The 17528-nt window shown below is 52.1% G+C and carries 14 protein-coding genes; 5 read left to right on the forward strand and 9 right to left on the reverse strand.

What is annotated here, in order from left to right; all coding sequences use genetic code 11:
- Nucleotides 1-3 precede the first annotated feature (3 nt).
- On the forward strand, nucleotides 4-1197 hold the full coding sequence (locus ACJHYO_RS16750; RefSeq protein WP_001317987.1) for an ROK family protein: 1194 nt from the start codon (nucleotides 4-6) through the stop codon (nucleotides 1195-1197).
- A 63-nt stretch (nucleotides 1198-1260) separates the two neighbouring features.
- On the opposite strand, the gene glyA is transcribed toward ACJHYO_RS16750, so the two are convergent.
- Entirely contained in the window at nucleotides 1261-2514 is a 1254-nt protein-coding gene (glyA, locus tag ACJHYO_RS16755) for a serine hydroxymethyltransferase (protein ID WP_000919159.1), read from the reverse strand.
- A gap of 328 nt (nucleotides 2515-2842) precedes the next feature.
- On the opposite strand from glyA, the gene hmpA reads away from it, so the two are divergent.
- Nucleotides 2843-4033 carry an NO-inducible flavohemoprotein gene (hmpA, locus tag ACJHYO_RS16760; protein WP_000883120.1) on the forward strand — a complete coding sequence of 397 codons (1191 nt, stop codon included), beginning with the start codon at nucleotides 2843-2845 and terminating at the stop codon, nucleotides 4031-4033.
- Nucleotides 4034-4077: 44 nt separating this feature from the next.
- On the opposite strand, the gene glnB is transcribed toward hmpA, so the two are convergent.
- The 5 genes from glnB to purL form a co-directional block, all read right to left on the reverse strand.
- Entirely contained in the window at nucleotides 4078-4416 is a 339-nt protein-coding gene (gene glnB, locus ACJHYO_RS16765) for a nitrogen regulatory protein P-II (RefSeq protein ID WP_000717694.1), read from the reverse strand.
- Between the two features lie 60 nt (nucleotides 4417-4476).
- Nucleotides 4477-5811 (reverse strand): two-component system response regulator GlrR, encoded by a 1335-nt coding sequence (glrR, locus tag ACJHYO_RS16770; protein ID WP_001305238.1) that lies wholly within the window; start codon nucleotides 5809-5811, stop codon nucleotides 4477-4479.
- Nucleotides 5801-6514: a two-component system QseEF-associated lipoprotein QseG gene (qseG, locus tag ACJHYO_RS16775; protein ID WP_001215879.1), complete on the reverse strand. Its 714-nt coding sequence runs from the start codon at nucleotides 6512-6514 to the stop codon at nucleotides 5801-5803. Before qseG ends, glrR begins: the two co-directional genes overlap by 11 nt.
- A 164-nt stretch (nucleotides 6515-6678) precedes the next feature.
- Nucleotides 6679-8106, reverse strand: coding sequence for a two component system sensor histidine kinase QseE/GlrK (gene qseE, locus ACJHYO_RS16780; RefSeq protein ID WP_042020567.1), 1428 nt, complete (start codon nucleotides 8104-8106; stop codon nucleotides 6679-6681).
- Between the two features lie 575 nt (nucleotides 8107-8681).
- A complete protein-coding gene (gene purL / locus ACJHYO_RS16785; protein WP_085455473.1) occupies nucleotides 8682-12569 on the reverse strand; it encodes a phosphoribosylformylglycinamidine synthase in 3888 nt (1295 codons plus the stop codon).
- A 257-nt stretch (nucleotides 12570-12826) separates the two neighbouring features.
- Between purL and mltF the strand changes: the two genes are divergently transcribed.
- Entirely contained in the window at nucleotides 12827-14383 is a 1557-nt protein-coding gene (mltF, locus tag ACJHYO_RS16790) for a membrane-bound lytic murein transglycosylase MltF (protein WP_000734194.1), read from the forward strand.
- Here the strand turns inward: mltF and tadA are convergent.
- Nucleotides 14380-14883, reverse strand: coding sequence for a tRNA adenosine(34) deaminase TadA (gene tadA / locus ACJHYO_RS16795; protein ID WP_001301544.1), 504 nt, complete (start codon nucleotides 14881-14883; stop codon nucleotides 14380-14382). The two genes, mltF and tadA, sit on opposite strands and share 4 nt — an antisense overlap.
- Before the next feature lie 57 nt (nucleotides 14884-14940).
- Entirely contained in the window at nucleotides 14941-15576 is a 636-nt protein-coding gene (gene yfhb, locus ACJHYO_RS16800; RefSeq protein ID WP_000190644.1) for a phosphatidylglycerophosphatase C, read from the reverse strand.
- A gap of 208 nt (nucleotides 15577-15784) precedes the next feature.
- Here yfhb and ACJHYO_RS16805 point away from each other — a divergent pair, with 208 nt between their 5' ends.
- Both ACJHYO_RS16805 and yfhL read left to right on the forward strand, forming a co-directional pair.
- Complete coding sequence (locus ACJHYO_RS16805; RefSeq protein WP_001298401.1) at nucleotides 15785-16633, forward strand: MurR/RpiR family transcriptional regulator; 849 nt, start codon at nucleotides 15785-15787, stop codon at nucleotides 16631-16633.
- A gap of 55 nt (nucleotides 16634-16688) precedes the next feature.
- Nucleotides 16689-16949 (forward strand): 4Fe-4S dicluster ferredoxin YfhL, encoded by a 261-nt coding sequence (gene yfhL, locus ACJHYO_RS16810; RefSeq protein WP_001196297.1) that lies wholly within the window; start codon nucleotides 16689-16691, stop codon nucleotides 16947-16949.
- Between the two features lie 193 nt (nucleotides 16950-17142).
- Here the strand turns inward: yfhL and shoB are convergent, their stop codons facing one another.
- Nucleotides 17143-17223 (reverse strand): type I toxin-antitoxin system toxin ShoB, encoded by an 81-nt coding sequence (gene shoB, locus ACJHYO_RS16815; RefSeq protein ID WP_000128777.1) that lies wholly within the window; start codon nucleotides 17221-17223, stop codon nucleotides 17143-17145.
- Nucleotides 17224-17528 lie beyond the last annotated feature (305 nt).

Here is a 17528-nt window from a genome sequence, read left to right on the forward strand (position 1 = left end):
AAGATGAGAGCCTGCATTAACAATCAACAGATTCGCCACCATAACAAATGCGTGATTCTGGAACTGCTGTACCGGCAAAAGCGCGCCAATAAATCAACGCTGGCCCGGCTGGCGCAAATTTCGATTCCGGCGGTCAGTAATATTTTGCAGGAACTGGAAAGCGAAAAACGGGTGGTGAATATCGACGATGAAAGCCAGACGCGCGGACATAGTAGCGGTACATGGCTGATTGCGCCGGAAGGTGACTGGACGCTGTGTCTGAACGTGACGCCCACCAGCATTGAGTGTCAGGTCGCTAATGCCTGTTTAAGTCCGAAAGGCGAATTTGAGTATTTACAGATTGATGCACCGACGCCGCAGGCGCTGCTGTCCGAAATCGAAAAATGCTGGCATCGCCACCGTAAATTGTGGCCGGACCGTACCATCAACCTAGCGCTGGCAATCCACGGTCAGGTTGATCCGGTGACCGGCGTGTCGCAAACCATGCCGCAAGCGCCGTGGACAACGCCGGTTGAGGTAAAATATCTGCTGGAAGAGAAGCTCGGCATTCGGGTGATGGTCGATAATGACTGCGTGATGCTGGCGCTGGCGGAGAAATGGCAAAATAATTCGCAGGGCCGGGATTTCTGCGTGATCAACGTTGATTACGGCATTGGCTCGTCGTTCGTGATTAACGAGCAAATTTATCGCGGCAGTTTGTATGGTAGCGGACAGATTGGTCACACCATCGTTAATCCGGATGGCGTCGTCTGCGACTGCGGACGTTATGGCTGCCTGGAAACCGTCGCCTCGTTAAGCGCATTAAAAAAACAGGCGCGGGTATGGCTAAAATCACAACCGGTTAATACTCAGCTTGATCCTGAAAAACTGACTACCGCGCAGTTAATCGCTGCCTGGCAGAGTGGAGAACCGTGGATCACCAGTTGGGTTGATCGCTCTGCCAACGCCATTGGTTTGAGTCTGTATAACTTCCTCAACATCCTCAATATTAATCAGATTTGGTTGTACGGTCGCAGTTGTGCCTTTGGTGAGAACTGGCTTAATACCATTATTCGCCAGACGGGATTTAACCCGTTCGACCGCGACGAAGGACCGAGCGTGAAAGCGACACAGATTGGCTTTGGGCAATTAAGCCGCGCACAACAGGTACTGGGAATTGGCTATTTGTATGTTGAGGCGCAGTTACGGCAGATTTGATGGCGCGATAACGTAGAAAGGCTTCCCGAAGGAAGCCTTTTTTCAACAGATTAACCGTTTCGCTTATGCGTAAACCGGGTAACGTGCGCAGATGTCGAGAACTTTACCTTTGATGCGCTCGATAACGGCTTCATCATTGATGCTGTCCAGCACGTCACACATCCAGCCAGCCAGTTCTTTCGCTTCGGCTTCTTTAAAGCCACGACGGGTAATCGCCGGAGTACCTACACGAATACCGGAAGTCACAAACGGGCTCTTCGGATCGTTCGGTACGCTGTTTTTGTTCACGGTGATGTTAGCACGGCCCAGAGCGGCGTCTGCTTCTTTACCGGTCAGGTTTTTATCAACCAGATCAACCAGGAACAGGTGGTTATCAGTACCACCAGAAACCACTTTGTAGCCGCGTTCGAGGAACACTTCTACCATCGCTTTGGCGTTTTTCGCGACCTGCTGCTGGTAAGTTTTGAACTCAGGTTCCATTGCTTCTTTCAGAGCAACCGCTTTACCGGCGATTACGTGCATCAACGGACCGCCCTGACCACCAGGGAAAACGGCAGAGTTCAGTTTTTTGTACAGCTCTTCGCTACCACCTTTCGCCAGGATCAGGCCGCCGCGCGGACCCGCCAGGGTTTTGTGAGTGGTGGTAGTAACAACATGAGCATGAGGAACCGGGTTCGGGTAGACGCCAGCAGCAACCAGGCCCGCAACGTGCGCCATATCAACGAACAGGTAAGCACCGATGCTGTCAGCGATTTCACGCATTTTCGCCCAGTCAACCACGCCGGAATATGCAGAGAAGCCACCGATAATCATTTTCGGTTTGTGTTCTTTGGCTTGTTTTTCCAGATCGGCGTAGTCGATATGACCGGTAGCATCGATACCGTAAGGAACGATGTTGTACAGTTTACCGGAGAAGTTAACCGGAGAACCGTGAGTCAGGTGACCGCCATGCGCCAGATTCATACCCAGAACGGTATCGCCTGGTTCCAGCAACGCGGTGTAGACCGCAAAGTTAGCCTGGGAGCCGGAGTGCGGCTGGACGTTAGCGTAGTCAGCGCCGAACAGTTCTTTCGCACGATCGATCGCCAGTTGTTCAACGATATCAACATACTCGCAACCGCCGTAGTAGCGTTTGCCCGGATAACCTTCAGCATATTTGTTGGTCAGCTGAGAACCCTGCGCCTGCATTACGCGCGGGCTGGTGTAGTTTTCGGAGGCGATCAGTTCGATGTGCTCTTCCTGACGTACTTTTTCCTGCTCCATAGCCTGCCACAGTTCGGCATCATAATCGGCAATGTTCATTTCACGCTTTAACATCCGCATCTCCTGACTCAGCTAACAATAAAATTTTTGGCCTTTATAGGCGGTCCTGTTGGACAACGGCGAACAGTATAACCGAATCATTGTGCGATAACAGGTCTTGACAAAGGAATTTACGCAAACGATTACCTTCAGGCTACGCAAGGCTTTGGAGAATAAAGAGCTTGCAACCGGAAACGGATTTCTTTTCAGGTTTGTGATGCAAATTTTTCACTTCATCACATTCTTTCTGAAAAACACCAAAGAACCATTTACATTGCAGGGCTATTTTTTATAAGATGCATTTGAGATACATCAATTAAGATGCAAAAAAAAGGAAGACCATATGCTTGACGCTCAAACCATCGCTACAGTAAAAGCCACCATCCCTTTACTGGTGGAAACGGGACCAAAGTTAACCGCCCATTTCTACGACCGTATGTTTACTCATAACCCAGAACTCAAAGAAATTTTTAACATGAGTAACCAGCGTAATGGCGATCAACGTGAAGCCCTGTTTAACGCTATTGCCGCCTACGCCAGCAATATTGAAAACCTGCCTGCGCTGCTGCCAGCGGTAGAAAAAATCGCGCAGAAGCACACCAGTTTCCAGATCAAACCGGAACAGTACAACATCGTCGGTGAACACCTGTTGGCAACGCTGGACGAAATGTTCAGCCCGGGGCAGGAAGTGCTGGACGCGTGGGGTAAAGCCTATGGCGTCCTGGCTAATGTATTTATCAATCGCGAGGCGGAAATCTATAACGAAAACGCCAGCAAAGCCGGTGGTTGGGAAGGTACTCGCGATTTCCGCATTGTGGCTAAAACACCACGCAGCGCACTTATCACCAGCTTCGAACTGGAGCCGGTCGACGGTGGCGCAGTGGCAGAATACCGTCCGGGGCAATATCTCGGCGTCTGGCTGAAGCCGGAAGGTTTCCCGCATCAGGAAATTCGTCAGTACTCTTTGACTCGCAAACCGGATGGCAAAGGCTATCGTATTGCGGTGAAACGCGAAGAGGGTGGGCAGGTATCCAACTGGCTGCACAATCACGCCAATGTTGGCGATGTCGTGAAACTGGTCGCTCCGGCAGGTGATTTCTTTATGGCTGTCGCAGATGACACACCAGTGACGTTAATCTCTGCCGGTGTCGGTCAAACGCCAATGCTGGCAATGCTCGACACGCTGGCAAAAGCAGGCCACACAGCACAAGTGAACTGGTTCCATGCGGCAGAAAATGGCGATGTTCACGCCTTTGCCGATGAAGTTAAGGAACTGGGTCAATCACTGCCACGCTTTACCGCACACACCTGGTATCGTCAGCCGAGCGAAGCCGATCGCGCTAAAGGTCAGTTTGATAGCGAAGGTCTGATGGATTTGAGCAAACTGGAAGGTGCGTTCAGCGATCCGACAATGCAGTTCTATCTCTGCGGCCCGGTTGGCTTCATGCAGTTTGCCGCGAAACAGTTAGTGGATCTGGGCGTGAAACAGGAAAACATTCATTACGAATGCTTTGGCCCGCATAAGGTGCTGTGATTTGATGTTGCCGGATGGACACATCCGGCAACCCTTGACGCGTTTTAAATTGCCGCGTCGTCCTCTTCACCGGTACGGATGCGAATGACCCGTGCCACGTCGAAGACGAAGATTTTACCGTCACCGATTTTGCCAGTTTGCGCCGTGCGAATAATGGTATCGACACAGGTATCGACAATGTCGTCCGGTACGACAATCTCAATTTTCACTTTCGGCAGAAAATCCACCATATACTCCGCACCGCGGTACAGCTCGGTATGGCCTTTCTGGCGGCCAAAACCTTTCACCTCAGTGACCGTCATGCCGGTAATACCGACTTCAGCCAGTGCTTCGCGGACATCGTCCAGCTTGAAGGGTTTAATAATCGCATCAATCTTTTTCATGCTATTCCTTGAAAAGGTCGCCTGTCTTTTGATCTGCTAAACGTAACACATAACGCCAATTCATTCCTTGAAATCGTTTGCATCCAGTTCGTGTCGGGAAAGCAGTTTATAAAATTCTGTCCGGTTGCGCCCCGCCATTCTCGCCGCGTGGGTGACGTTGCCTTTGGTGATTTGCAGCAGCTTACGCAAATAGTTGAGTTCAAACTGATTACGCGCCTCAACAAAGGTTGGCAGCGCCGTGTTTTCGCCCTCCAGCGCCTGCTCCACCAGCGCATCACTAATTACCGGAGATGATGTCAGCGCCACGCACTGTTCAATCACGTTGACCAACTGGCGCACGTTGCCCGGCCAGCTCGCAGTCATCAGGCGTTTCATTGCATCGGTGGAGAACGCGCGGACAAACGGTTTATGTCGCTCTGCCGCCTGGCGCAACAGGTGATTTGCCAGTAGCGGAATGTCTTCTGTGCGCTCCGCCAGGGCCGGAATTTTCAGGCTGACAACGTTGAGGCGGTAATAGAGGTCTTCACGGAATTCCCCGCGCGTCATCGCTTTTGGCAGGTCGCGGTGGGTCGCAGAAATAATCCGCACGTCGATATCAATATCGCGGTTACTGCCCAGCGGGCGCACTTTACGCTCCTGCAACACGCGCAGCAGTTTGACCTGCAACGGTGCGGGCATATCGCCAATCTCATCGAGAAATAGCGTACCGCCTTCCGCCGCCTGGAATAAACCTTCGCGATTGCTGACAGCGCCAGTAAACGCGCCACGTGCATGACCAAACAGCTCCGACTCCAGCAATTGCTCGGGTAATGCGCCACAGTTAATAGCAATAAATGGCTTGCTGTTGCGCGGGCTGGCGTTGTGGATAGCCTGGGCGAAAATCTCTTTCCCGGTGCCGCTCTGGCCGTTAATCAAAACGCTAACGTCTGATTGTGCCACCAGCCGCGCCTGTTCCAGCAAGCGCAGCATCAGCGGGCTGCGGGTGACAATCGCCTCGCGCCAACGTTCGTCGGTGGCTGGCGCGGATTGTTCCAGCGCATCGTCAATTGCCTGATATAGCGCATCTTTATCGACAGGCTTGGTGAGAAAACTGAACACGCCCTGCTGTGTTGCAGCAACGGCATCAGGAATAGAACCATGCGCGGTAAGAATAATTACTGGCATTCCCGGCTGCACTTTCTGAATTTCAGCAAATAGCTGCATACCATCCATTTCATCCATCCGCAGGTCGCTGATGACTAAATCTACTTTTTCGCGATTCAGTACCCGTAATCCTTCAACGCCACTTTCCGCCGTGACCACGCTGTAGCCTTCGCTGGTCAGGCGCAGGCCAAGCAGTTTCAGCAATCCCGGATCATCATCGACCAGTAATAAATGCGCAGGTTTATGGCTCATCAGGAGTGACCTCATCGGTGGATGGCGCGGGCTTTTCACTCTCGTGCGGCGTATCCGGCGAGAAATTTCCAGCCGGTTTGCGGGTCGAGAGCTGGCGTTCAATATCGGTCAGGTTTTCCAGCTTGCGAGTAGTGAGTTCCAGTTGCTGTTGTAGAACGTGATGTTGCTGGCGCAAAGTATCCAGCTCGCTGTCGCTGGACTGCTGGAGTTTGCTGTAGCGTTGGCGCTCTTCCGCCAGTTGCAGTTGCAGCGCCTGACCGTCGCGCCAAAGTTGATACAGTGGGCGAACCTGTGCCGGGATCTCGGTACTTAGCGCATCAATGCGCGCGACCAGCTGGCGGCGCTCATACGGCGTAATTTTGGCGTCGGCGAGCAAAATCCCTTGTTTAAAGGTATTTTGCCAGTTGCCGTCGTCATATTGGCGGGCTTGCTGACGCGACTGCGCAGGCATTAAACGATCAGCACAATCCATCGCCCGCAGCCAGTAAAGCGGATTGGTTTCGGTTGATTTACCTTGCAGCGCCCAGATGTCGCTACATTCAGTAGAAAGATAGTCAGCCAGTTGATAAACCGGAATTTTTTCTTCTGCTGGCGTATCAATGGCTGGCTTATTGTGACTCTGCACGCAACCCAGCAATGCCAGACATGGCAGCCCTGCCAGCCACAGCCGTCGGGGCAATAATCGTTGAAAAATGTGTCGCATATTCACCAGACTTAAAGCCTATCCCAGTGGGCGTAATTGTTGCAGGCAGTTTGGACATGGACAGCGCGGAGAAACCGGAGCGTACATGTCGTACGTGAAGATTTCGAGCACTGCCCGGGGCCGAACTGACAAATAAAATAGCCTGATGGGATGGGCTGTTAGCATTATTTCGTGTTTTTCGACGACGGTAATTCAATGCGGAAACAAACGTCTTGCCCGCTCTCGTCGACCAGATACAGTTCCCCTTGCATACGGCGAATACAATCCCTGGCAATGCTTAATCCCAGACCGCTGCCCTTCACCGCCCCTTTTCGCTGGTGGCTTCCCTGAAAAAAGGGTTCGAAGATCATGGCGCGTTCCTCTTGCGGAATGGGCGTGCCTGTATTGATGACATCAATATAAACCCGCGCACCATGTAAACTGCTGCGAAGGCAAATGTTACCGGATTCAGCCCCGTAGTGCACCGCATTGGAGTAAAGATTATCCAGTACGCTCATCAGCAGCATTGGCTCCGCCAGGCAAGCTGTTGCTTTGAGATCAACGTCGGTATGCATCATTTTAGCCCGTGCGGGCAGGCTATGAGCAGAAACCACTGTCTCCACCAGCGGTGCTAACTCAACATTCTCCAGTTCCACCGCACTGTCCGCCTGTTTACGGTTGTAATCAAGCAGTTGTTCGATCAGCTTTTGCAAATTGCGGCTGCTGCTATCAAGAATGCTCACCACCTCTTTTTGCTCTGGCGTAAGCGGCCCGACAACCTGATCAGCCAGTAATTCAGTGCCCTCGCGCATACTCGCCAGTGGCGTTTTTAATTCATGAGATAAATGTCTTAAAAATTGATGGCGTTGGGATTCCAGCCATGACAGGCGCTCACTTAACCAAAGAATACGTTGCCCAACCGAGCGTAACTCGCTCGGTCCACTGAACGAGACGCTATTGCCCAGAGAACGCCCTTCCCCCAGCCGGTTGATCATGCGCTCGATATTTTTCACCGGACCGATAATCATCCTCGTGAAAAGCAGTACCATCACCAGACTCACCAGAAATAGCACCAGCGATTGCCAACCAAAATATTGCCCACGTTCGGCGATTTCACGCTGAAGTTGCTGCCCACGAGAGAACACCACTGTGCGCGTGGCCTGCACCATTTCGGTATTGGCACTGGCAAAGGCTTCCAGACGCGCGGCGGCAGCAGCATCGGGACCGCTGTTGTTACACTGAAGTTGAGCCAGACTATTCAAATCCTGACGTAATGCCTGGTAGAGTTTATCGTCCGGCAGCACGCCTGCGTGGGCATCGAGCATTTCGCTGTAACGCTTGCGCTGGCTTTGATAAACCTTCGCAAGCGTAGGGTCGTCCAGCACGCAGTACTGACGATAGCTGCGCTCCATCTCCAGTGCCGCGTTGGTCATCGCTTCACTGCGCCGGGCATCAATAAGCGTAGTGCGGTTAACCAGCGCCGCCTGATCGCTAAGTGCATTCAGGCTTTGCCAGGCTTGCCATGCCAGCACCAACAGGGGCAGCAGAATCAGCAAAAATGCCAGCATTACCAGTTGTCGTAATGAGCGGGGAAAAACGGGCCAGCGTTTCAAGGCGTTACTCTCGTCAGACGCGAATAGCCTGATGCTAACCGAGGGGAAGTTCAGATACAACAAAGCCGGGAATTACCCGGCTTTGTTATGGAATAAGGCGGTGCCTAACTCGACGTTTCGCCCGATGGTTGATATAGCTACGCTGATATCAGAAGTTGGACGGCAGGCACCTTGTTGTGCGTCATTCGAATTTTATGTAGCACGTCCCGAAGGGGCTGACATAAGTCGGTGAATGAGCCACTGCTTACTATTATGCAGTAACTGTGCCAATAAAGAAAATAGCTTGGTAACGTACTGATTATACACTGCTTTGAGGGGTTTATAGCTTCTCCACTATTTGAATGTAAATCAGCCACTGTGTCGCTAAAAAGAGACAACTTAAGATAAACTTATTAGATAATATTAAAATCAATGAGTTAAGTGTCACCAAAAAGCGACACGGCAAACCACCCATTGTCGTGATTTACAGACACAAAAAAGCTCCCGAAGTTGGGAGCTCATAATAGCGGTTGGTGCTTAATGCCGGATGCGGCGTGAATGTCTCATCCGGGCTGCAATACCAATGGGTTGACGACTTACCCCAACTGCTTACGTGCATTGCGGAAAATGCGCATCCATGGGCCATCCTCGCCCCAGTTTTCCGGATGCCAGGAGTTGCTGACGGTACGGAAAACTCGTTCCGGGTGCGGCATCATAATGGTAACTCGACCACTTTCAGTCGTGACCGCCGTAATACCATTCGGAGAACCGTTCGGGTTAGCCGGGTAGGTTTCAGTGACTTTGCCGAAGTTATCGACATAGCGCAGTGCCACCAGCCCTTTGCTTTCCAGTGCCGCCAGATGCGCCGCATCGCGCACTTCCACGCGCCCTTCGCCGTGAGAGACAGCAATCGGCATATGCGAACCCACCATCCCTTGCAACAGCAGAGACGGGCTTTGGGTCACTTCTACCAGGCTGAAACGCGCTTCAAAGCGATCGGAGGTGTTACGCACAAAACGTGGCCACAACTCACTGCCTGGGATCAGTTCGCGTAGGTTAGACATCATCTGGCAACCGTTACATACCCCCAGCGCCAGCGTTTGCGGACGATGGAAGAAGGTTGCAAACTCATCGCGTACACGGTCATTGAACAGGATAGACTTCGCCCAACCTTCACCAGCGCCCAGCACATCACCGTAGGAGAAACCACCGCACGCTACCAGGGCGTGGAAACCCTCCAGGCCCGTGCGTCCAGCCAGCAGATCGCTCATATGCACGTCGATAGCATCGAAGCCCGCACGGTGGAAAGCTGCCGCCATTTCAACATGGGAGTTCACACCCTGCTCACGCAATACGGCAACTTTCGGACGTGTGCCGGTGGCAATATACGGTGCTGCCACATCTTCGTTGATATCGAACGACAGTTTCACATTCAGGCCCGGATCGGCGTCGTTTGATTTCGCCTGGTGCTCCTGGTCAGCACACTCCGGGTTGTCACGCAGACGCTGCATCTGCCAGGTAGTTTCTGCCCACCAGACACGCAACGTGGTGCGGCTTTCGCTAAATACAGTCTGCCCGTTGGCGGTAATCACAAAACGGTCACCGGAAACCGCCTGCCCAACATAATGGACGCAATCAGCAAGCCCATGCTGTGCCAGTACCGCTTCAACGGCTTCACGGTCAGCGGCTCGAACCTGAATCACCGCACCCAGTTCTTCGCTAAACAATGCAGCCAGGCGATCGTCACCCAGAGTGGCGATATCCGCGTCAATGCCACAATGACCAGCAAAGGCCATTTCCGCCAGCGTTACCAGCAGGCCGCCATCAGAGCGGTCGTGATACGCCAGCAGCTTACGCTGTGCAACCAGCGCCTGAATCGCGTCATAGAAGCCTTTCAGTTGGGCAACATCGCGTACATCTGCCGGTTTGTCGCCAAGCTGACGATAAACCTGCGCCAGCGCCGTTGCGCCCAGCGCGTTATTGCCTTTGCCCAAATCAATCAGCAACAGTGCGTTATCTTCGGTAGAAAGCTGCGGCGTAATGGTGTGACGTACATCTTCCACGCGGGCAAATGCGGAAATCACCAGCGACAGCGGCGACGTCATTTCGCGCTCTTCGTTACCTTCCTGCCAGCGGGTTTTCATCGACATAGAGTCTTTACCCACCGGGATCGTCAGACCCAGCGCCGGACAAAGTTCTTCACCCACGGCTTTAACGGCTTCATACAGGCCTGCATCTTCACCAGGGTGGCCTGCCGCCGCCATCCAGTTGGCGGAAAGTTTGATGCGTTTGATATCGCCAATCTGCGTTGCGGCGATGTTGGTTAACGCTTCACCGACCGCCAGACGGGCAGAAGCGGCGAAATCCAGCAGCGCAACTGGCGCACGTTCGCCAATTGCCATCGCTTCGCCATAGTAGCTGTCGAGGCTGGCGGTAGTGACCGCACAGTTAGCGACCGGCACCTGCCACGGCCCCACCATCTGATCGCGCGCTACCATGCCGGTTACGCTGCGGTCACCGATGGTCACCAGGAAAGTTTTCTCCGCCACGGTCGGCAGATGCAGCACGCGTTTCACCGCGTCAGCGATGGCGATCCCTTCACGGGCCAGCGCGTCGCCTTTCGCTTTCAGCGTTTGTACATCGCGAGTCATCTTCGGCGTTTTGCCGAGTAGCACGTCCAGCGGCAGATCGATGGGTTGATTATCAAAATGACGATCGTGCAGAGAAAGATGTAATTCTTCGGTGGCCTCGCCAATCACCGCGTAGGGTGCTCGTTCACGCTTACACAGTTCGTCAAACAGCGGTAACTGATCGGCAGCAACCGCCAGCACGTAGCGTTCCTGGGATTCGTTACACCAGATTTCCAGCGGGCTCATGCCCGGTTCGTCGCTCAGGATATCGCGCAGTTCGAATTTACCGCCGCGCCCGCCGTCGCTCACCAGTTCCGGCATGGCGTTAGAAAGACCGCCTGCGCCAACGTCGTGGATAAACAGGATTGGGTTGGCATCACCAAGCTGCCAGCAACGGTCGATCACTTCCTGGCAGCGACGCTCCATCTCCGGGTTGTCGCGCTGTACGGAAGCAAAGTCGAGGTCGGCATCAGACTGACCAGATGCCATGGAAGACGCCGCGCCGCCGCCAAGACCGATGTTCATTGCCGGGCCGCCGAGAACGACCAGCTTCGCACCAACGTTGATCTCGCCTTTTTGTACGTGATCGGCGCGAATGTTGCCGATCCCACCCGCCAGCATGATCGGTTTGTGATAACCGCGCAGCTCTTCGCCATTGTGGCTGTTCACTTTTTCTTCATAAGTACGGAAGTAGCCGTTCAGTGCCGGGCGACCAAATTCGTTGTTAAACGCCGCGCCGCCCAGCGGGCCTTCGGTCATGATGTCCAGCGCGGTGACAATGCGCTCAGGCTTACCGAAATCTTCTTCCCACGGCTGTTCAAAGCCCGGAATACGCAAGTTGGATACGGAGAAACCAACCAGACCGGCTTTCGGCTTTGCGCCACGCCCGGTGGCACCTTCATCGCGGATTTCACCGCCGGAACCGGTCGCCGCGCCCGGCCACGGAGAAATCGCCGTCGGGTGGTTGTGGGTTTCAACTTTCATCAGAATATGCGCCGGTTCCTGATGGAAATCGTAGCGGCCCGTTTCGTGGTCAGCAAAGTAGCGACCCACTTCAGAACCTTCCATTACGGCGGCGTTATCTTTATAAGCAGAGAGAACGTGGTCTGGCGTGGTTTCGAAGGTGTTTTTGATCATCTTGAACAGCGATTTCGGCTGCTGTTCACCGTCGATAATCCAGTCGGCGTTAAAAATTTTGTGACGGCAGTGCTCGGAGTTCGCCTGCGCGAACATATACAGCTCGATGTCGTTCGGGTTACGACCCAGCTTTGTGAACGCATCCTGCAGATAGTCAATTTCATCTTCCGCCAGTGCCAGGCCAAGACGCAGGTTAGCGTCGATTAGCGCCTGACGGCCCTGCCCCAGCAAATCTACGCTGGTGACCGGAGTCGGTTGATGGTGTGCAAACAACTGCTCTGCATCATCTAAAGCAAAAAAGACCGTTTCCATCATGCGGTCGTGCAGTTCAGCGGTCAGCTGCTGCCATTGTTCATTGGTCAGCGTACCGGCTTCTATATAGTAAGCCACGCCGCGCTCAAGGCGGTTTACCTGTTGTAGACCGCAATTATGGGCGATATCGGTCGCCTTCGAAGACCAGGGAGAGATGGTGCCAGGACGCGGGGTCACCAGCAGGAGTTTGCCTTGCGGGGCGTCGCTGGCGAGTGCCGGGCCATATTTCAGCAGACGTTCAAGTTGTGCGTGCTCATCATCGTTTAACGGCGCATTGAGGTCAGCAAAATGGACATACTCGGCGTAAATAGTGTGAACCGGGAGCCTGGCAGCCTGAAAACGTGCCAGCAGTTTGTTGATTCGGAATGCCGACAATGCAGGCGAACCACGCAGAATTTCCATCATAAGTCTCTCGTCTTCTAAGCTTTCGGTGTACCCAAGGGGGGGAAACGGGCGTCATTATAAAGAATCTGATGCGCTGACGAAACCGTTTGCGTGGAAATAAAATCACCATCGTGAATTAGCAACGCGTGCCGCCAATGGCTGTAATAAGTTGCCATCTGGCGCAGGTTTACGCAAAATGCCGCTCATTTATGAGTAAACCTTTCACTATTATTACGTTTTTTCAAGCTGGGACGCGCACGACACAGAGAATTAACTAATTGAAAAAATTAAAGATTAATTATCTGTTCATCGGCATTCTGGCACTGCTGCTCGCGGTCGCTCTCTGGCCATCCATTCCCTGGTTTGGTAAAGCCGACAACCGTATCGCCGCCATTCAAGCGCGGGGAGAGTTGCGTGTGAGCACCATTCATACTCCCCTGACTTATAACGAAATCAACGGGAAACCTTTTGGCCTGGATTACGAACTGGCGAAACAGTTTGCCGATTACCTCGGTGTAAAACTGAAAGTGACCGTGCGGCAGAATATCAGCCAGCTGTTTGACGACCTCGATAATGGTAACGCCGACCTGCTGGCGGCAGGCCTGGTCTATAACAGTGAGCGGGTAAAAAATTATCAGCCTGGCCCTACCTATTATTCCGTGTCACAACAACTGGTTTATAAAGTGGGTCAGTATCGCCCACGTACGCTGGGCAACCTGACGGCGGAGCAACTCACCGTTGCACCGGGTCATGTGGTGGTTAACGATCTCCAGACCCTGAAAGACACAAAATTCCCGGAATTAAGCTGGAAGGTAGACGACAAAAAAGGCTCTGCGGAATTAATGGAAGATGTCATCGAAGGAAAACTCGATTACACCATTGCTGATTCTGTCGCCATCAGCCTGTTTCAGCGCGTTCACCCGGAACTCGCCGTAGCGCTCGATATCACCGATGAACAACCGGTGACCTGGTTTAGCCCGTTAGATGGCGATAATACCCTTTCCGCCGCCCTGCTCGACTTCTTCAACGAAATGAATGAAGACGGTACACTGGCACGCATTGAAGAGAAATACCTGGGGCATGGCGATGATTTTGATTACGTCGATACGCGCACATTTTTACGCGCCGTCGATGCGGTACTGCCGCAGTTAAAGCCCCTGTTTGAGAAATACGCCGAAGAAATTGACTGGCGTTTGCTGGCCGCTATTGCTTATCAGGAATCGCACTGGGATGCTCAGGCCACTTCACCGACGGGTGTGCGCGGCATGATGATGTTAACCAAAAACACCGCGCAAAGCCTCGGCATTACGGATCGTACCGATGCCGAACAGAGCATCAGCGGCGGCGTGCGTTATTTGCAGGATATGATGAGTAAAGTGCCGGAAAGTGTGCCGGAGAACGAACGGATCTGGTTTGCCCTCGCCGCGTACAATATGGGCTATGCGCATATGCTGGATGCCCGCGCCCTGACGGCAAAAACCAAAGGTAATCCTGACAGTTGGGCTGACGTAAAACAGCGTCTGCCTTTACTTAGCCAGAAACCCTATTACAGCAAGCTGACTTACGGCTACGCTCGTGGGCATGAAGCCTACGCTTATGTCGAAAATATTCGTAAATATCAGATTAGCCTGGTGGGTTATCTGCAGGAGAAAGAGAAGCAGGCTACAGAAGCGGCGATGCAACTGGCGCAGGATTATCCGGCGGTATCGCCTACGGAGCTGGGCAAAGAGAAATTTCCTTTTCTCTCGTTTCTTTCCCAGTCGTCATCAAACTATTTGACCCACACTCCCTCTCTGCTGTTTTCCAGAAAAGGGAGTGAAGAGAAACAAAATTAATCTGTCGAGGATTGGGCTTTTTTCTGCGCTTTAATTTCCTGGCGGCGCATGCGAAAGAAGTCACTGAGCAACGCCGCGCACTCATCCGCCAGTATTCCTTCCGTAATTTCCACCCGGTGATTCATACCCGGATGATGTAGCACATCCATTAAAGATCCCGCAGCGCCAGTTTTCGCGTCACGCGCACCAAAGACCACGCGACCAATGCGACTGTGGATCATCGCTCCGGCACACATTACACAGGGTTCAAGCGTGACATACAACGTGGCGTCGATCAGACGATAATTTTGCATCACCAGACCGCCCTGCCGTAGGGCCATGATTTCTGCATGTGCGGTGGGATCATGTCGACCAATCGGACGGTTCCAGCCTTCGCCAATAACACGATTGTTATGCACTAATACCGCGCCGACCGGTACTTCCCGCTCATCCCAGGCACGCTTCGCCAGCGTCATTGCATGACGCATCCAGTATTCGTGGCTAAATTCGACTTCAGACAAAAAGAAAACTCCGGTTATAAAAGCGCGGCGCATTATACACGGACGCTATGCTTTACTCTATTCCAGTTGCTGGAGTTCACCGCGCGGAGTTACTCGCCAACGATGCTGACAGAAATAAAGCAGCGGGTTGTCCTGATTACTGTCGCTATAGCCACTGTACAGCCGCAGCGGCGTGCCGATTTTGCGCTCCAGTTGCGCGACCTTTTCATGTCCCAGACAACGCATCGTCAATACCCAACCACCATAGCCACGCTGAATCTGACTGGCGATAAGATTAACCCGCGGCAGCCAGGGCGTATCGAAATAAACCGCTTCAACCAGCGGCTGCGGAGAGCCGGTAATCAACCAGATATCAGCATCGGAACTTAACAGGTAGGTGGTTAATCGCTCCTGAACCAGCGGAAAGGCGGTAACATTGTCACGAAACCAGCGTACGAAATCGGCCTGCAACGCCTGCAAACGCGCTTCATTGTGACCAAAAGTGCATCCCCACAGAAGCAGACTCATCGGCCAGCGTGCCGCACGACCTTTTATCAATAACGCAATGGCTATGATCGGCAACAACGGCAGAACAAGTAACGCATTCAGCGGTTGGCGACGCAGTAAATAACGCAAAAAACTGCCGAACATATCCTGCTGATGCAATGTTCCATCTAAGTCAAAAAACACCACACGACGCTCGTGAGTTGCCAAACCATACTCCTCTGGACTGAAACATCCTGATTAATTTTCGCTACTACATAGCCTAACAGATAGATCATCACTTTTCCGGCAACAATCGACCGCATCATGGCTAACTGGAATTTTTAATTCATGGCAATTAGCGGCAATGGAATATAAAATTCACTCGCGTGTGTCTCATATTGCCTGTTGTCGCCATTATTTCATCGCGAGGAAAGATATGAACGGCTTACTTCGTATCCGTCAGCGTTACCAGGGGCTTGCCCAGAGTGATAAAAAACTGGCGGATTATCTGCTGCTACAACCTGATACGGCGCGCCATTTAAGCTCTCAGCAACTGGCCAACGAAGCCGGAGTCAGTCAGTCCAGCGTCGTGAAGTTCGCGCAAAAACTCGGCTATAAAGGTTTTCCGGCACTAAAGTTGGCGTTGAGTGAAGCGCTGGCAAGCCAGCCGGAATCTCCCTCCGTGCCCATTCATAACCAAATCCGCGGTGATGATCCGTTACGGCTGGTCGGCGAAAAACTGATTAAAGAAAATACTGCCGCTATGTACGCAACGCTAAACGTTAATACTGAAGAGAAACTGCATGAATGCGTAACAATGTTGCGCTCTGCGCGGCGGATAATTCTGACCGGTATTGGCGCTTCGGGTCTGGTGGCGCAAAACTTTGCCTGGAAGCTGATGAAGATTGGCTTCAATGCTGCCGCAGTGCGCGATATGCATGCGCTACTCGCTACAGTACAGGCGTCGTCCCCTGACGATCTGTTATTAGCCATTTCCTACACCGGTGTACGACGCGAGTTAAACCTGGCGGCAGATGAGATGCTGCGAGTGGGCGGAAAAGTGCTGGCTATTACCGGCTTTACTCCCAATGCCCTGCAACAGCGTGCTTCTCATTGCCTGTATACCATTGCCGAAGAACAAGCGACAAACAGTGCTTCAATCTCTGCTTGTCACGCGCAGGGAATGTTAACGGATTTGCTGTTCATTGCGCTGATTCAGCAGGATCTGGAACTGGCACCAGAACGTATTCGTCATAGCGAAGCGCTGGTGAAAAAACTGGTCTGAGTAAAGAATGCGCGTATAATGCCCGCCCGGTTTGTGTTGTTTTGAGAGTTTCCTTATGGCGCTGTTAATCACTAAAAAATGCATCAATTGTGATATGTGTGAACCCGAATGCCCGAATGAGGCGATTTCGATGGGTGAACATATCTACGAGATTAACAGCGATAAGTGTACCGAATGCGTAGGGCACTACGAGACACCAACCTGCCAGAAGGTGTGTCCGATCCCCAATACTATTGTGAAAGATCCGCAACATGTCGAGACGGAAGAACAGTTGTGGGATAAATTTGTGCTGATGCACCACGCGGATAAAATTTAATATTCTGCTCTGGAAGTAGAGTGTTAATTATTTTATAGAAAAATATTAACGCTATTATATTTATTTAAATGATGACATTAGCATAATCATTCACTAAGTTAATTTATATAGTATCTGCCCAGACACTTATTTATAGTTATTAAAGGCGCGTCCGATTGGTTCACCGGACGCACCTTAAGTACGTTTCCTTGTGTTATAAGAACAAAAGGAGCAGCTGTAAAACAGCAATGATGATTTTGATGACCCGTTTAATCAGGTATCGGCAATCAGTCATTCGTTTTTCCTTAAACAAGGAATGCAGCCGTTCAGATTAGCCCTTACATCTCCCCAAAACTGAACGTGCGAGTTATTGGAATCGAGTGCTGCACTCCACACCAGAGCTTTGACGACACCACTCGTTTCAATGGGGGAATTCAGTGGCATGGTGTAAAGCACAGCAAAATTGCCAATAACGAAACCGATTTTAATGTACTTATCAAAAAGCGGTCACGTTAATCTTTTCATCAATGTCGATTTCTTCGTAAAGGCTCGCGTTTTTTATGTCAGAGATTGCAAGTTGCTTGTACAGGTCAACGAAAT

Origin of the sequence: Escherichia sp. WS1118 (assembly GCF_046487695.1) — a bacterium.
Classification (GTDB): Bacteria; Pseudomonadota; Gammaproteobacteria; order Enterobacterales; family Enterobacteriaceae; genus Escherichia; species Escherichia coli.

Bases quoted from the DNA above. Each gene is read 5' to 3' on its own strand.
- ACJHYO_RS16750 (WP_001317987.1), top strand. From the start codon at position 4: ATGAGAGCCTGCATTAACAATCAACAGATTCGCCACCATAACAAATGC.
- ACJHYO_RS16805 (WP_001298401.1), top strand. From the start codon at position 15,785: ATGAACGGCTTACTTCGTATCCGTCAGCGTTACCAGGGGCTTGCCCAG.
- yfhL (WP_001196297.1), top strand. From the start codon at position 16,689: ATGGCGCTGTTAATCACTAAAAAATGCATCAATTGTGATATGTGTGAA.
- qseG (WP_001215879.1), bottom strand. From the start codon at position 6,514: ATGCGACACATTTTTCAACGATTATTGCCCCGACGGCTGTGGCTGGCA.
- glyA (WP_000919159.1), bottom strand. From the start codon at position 2,514: ATGTTAAAGCGTGAAATGAACATTGCCGATTATGATGCCGAACTGTGG.
- purL (WP_085455473.1), bottom strand. From the start codon at position 12,569: ATGATGGAAATTCTGCGTGGTTCGCCTGCATTGTCGGCATTCCGAATC.
- glnB (WP_000717694.1), bottom strand. From the start codon at position 4,416: ATGAAAAAGATTGATGCGATTATTAAACCCTTCAAGCTGGACGATGTC.
- glrR (WP_001305238.1), bottom strand. From the start codon at position 5,811: ATGAGCCATAAACCTGCGCATTTATTACTGGTCGATGATGATCCGGGA.
- hmpA (WP_000883120.1), top strand. From the start codon at position 2,843: ATGCTTGACGCTCAAACCATCGCTACAGTAAAAGCCACCATCCCTTTA.
- shoB (WP_000128777.1), bottom strand. From the start codon at position 17,223: ATGACTGATTGCCGATACCTGATTAAACGGGTCATCAAAATCATCATT.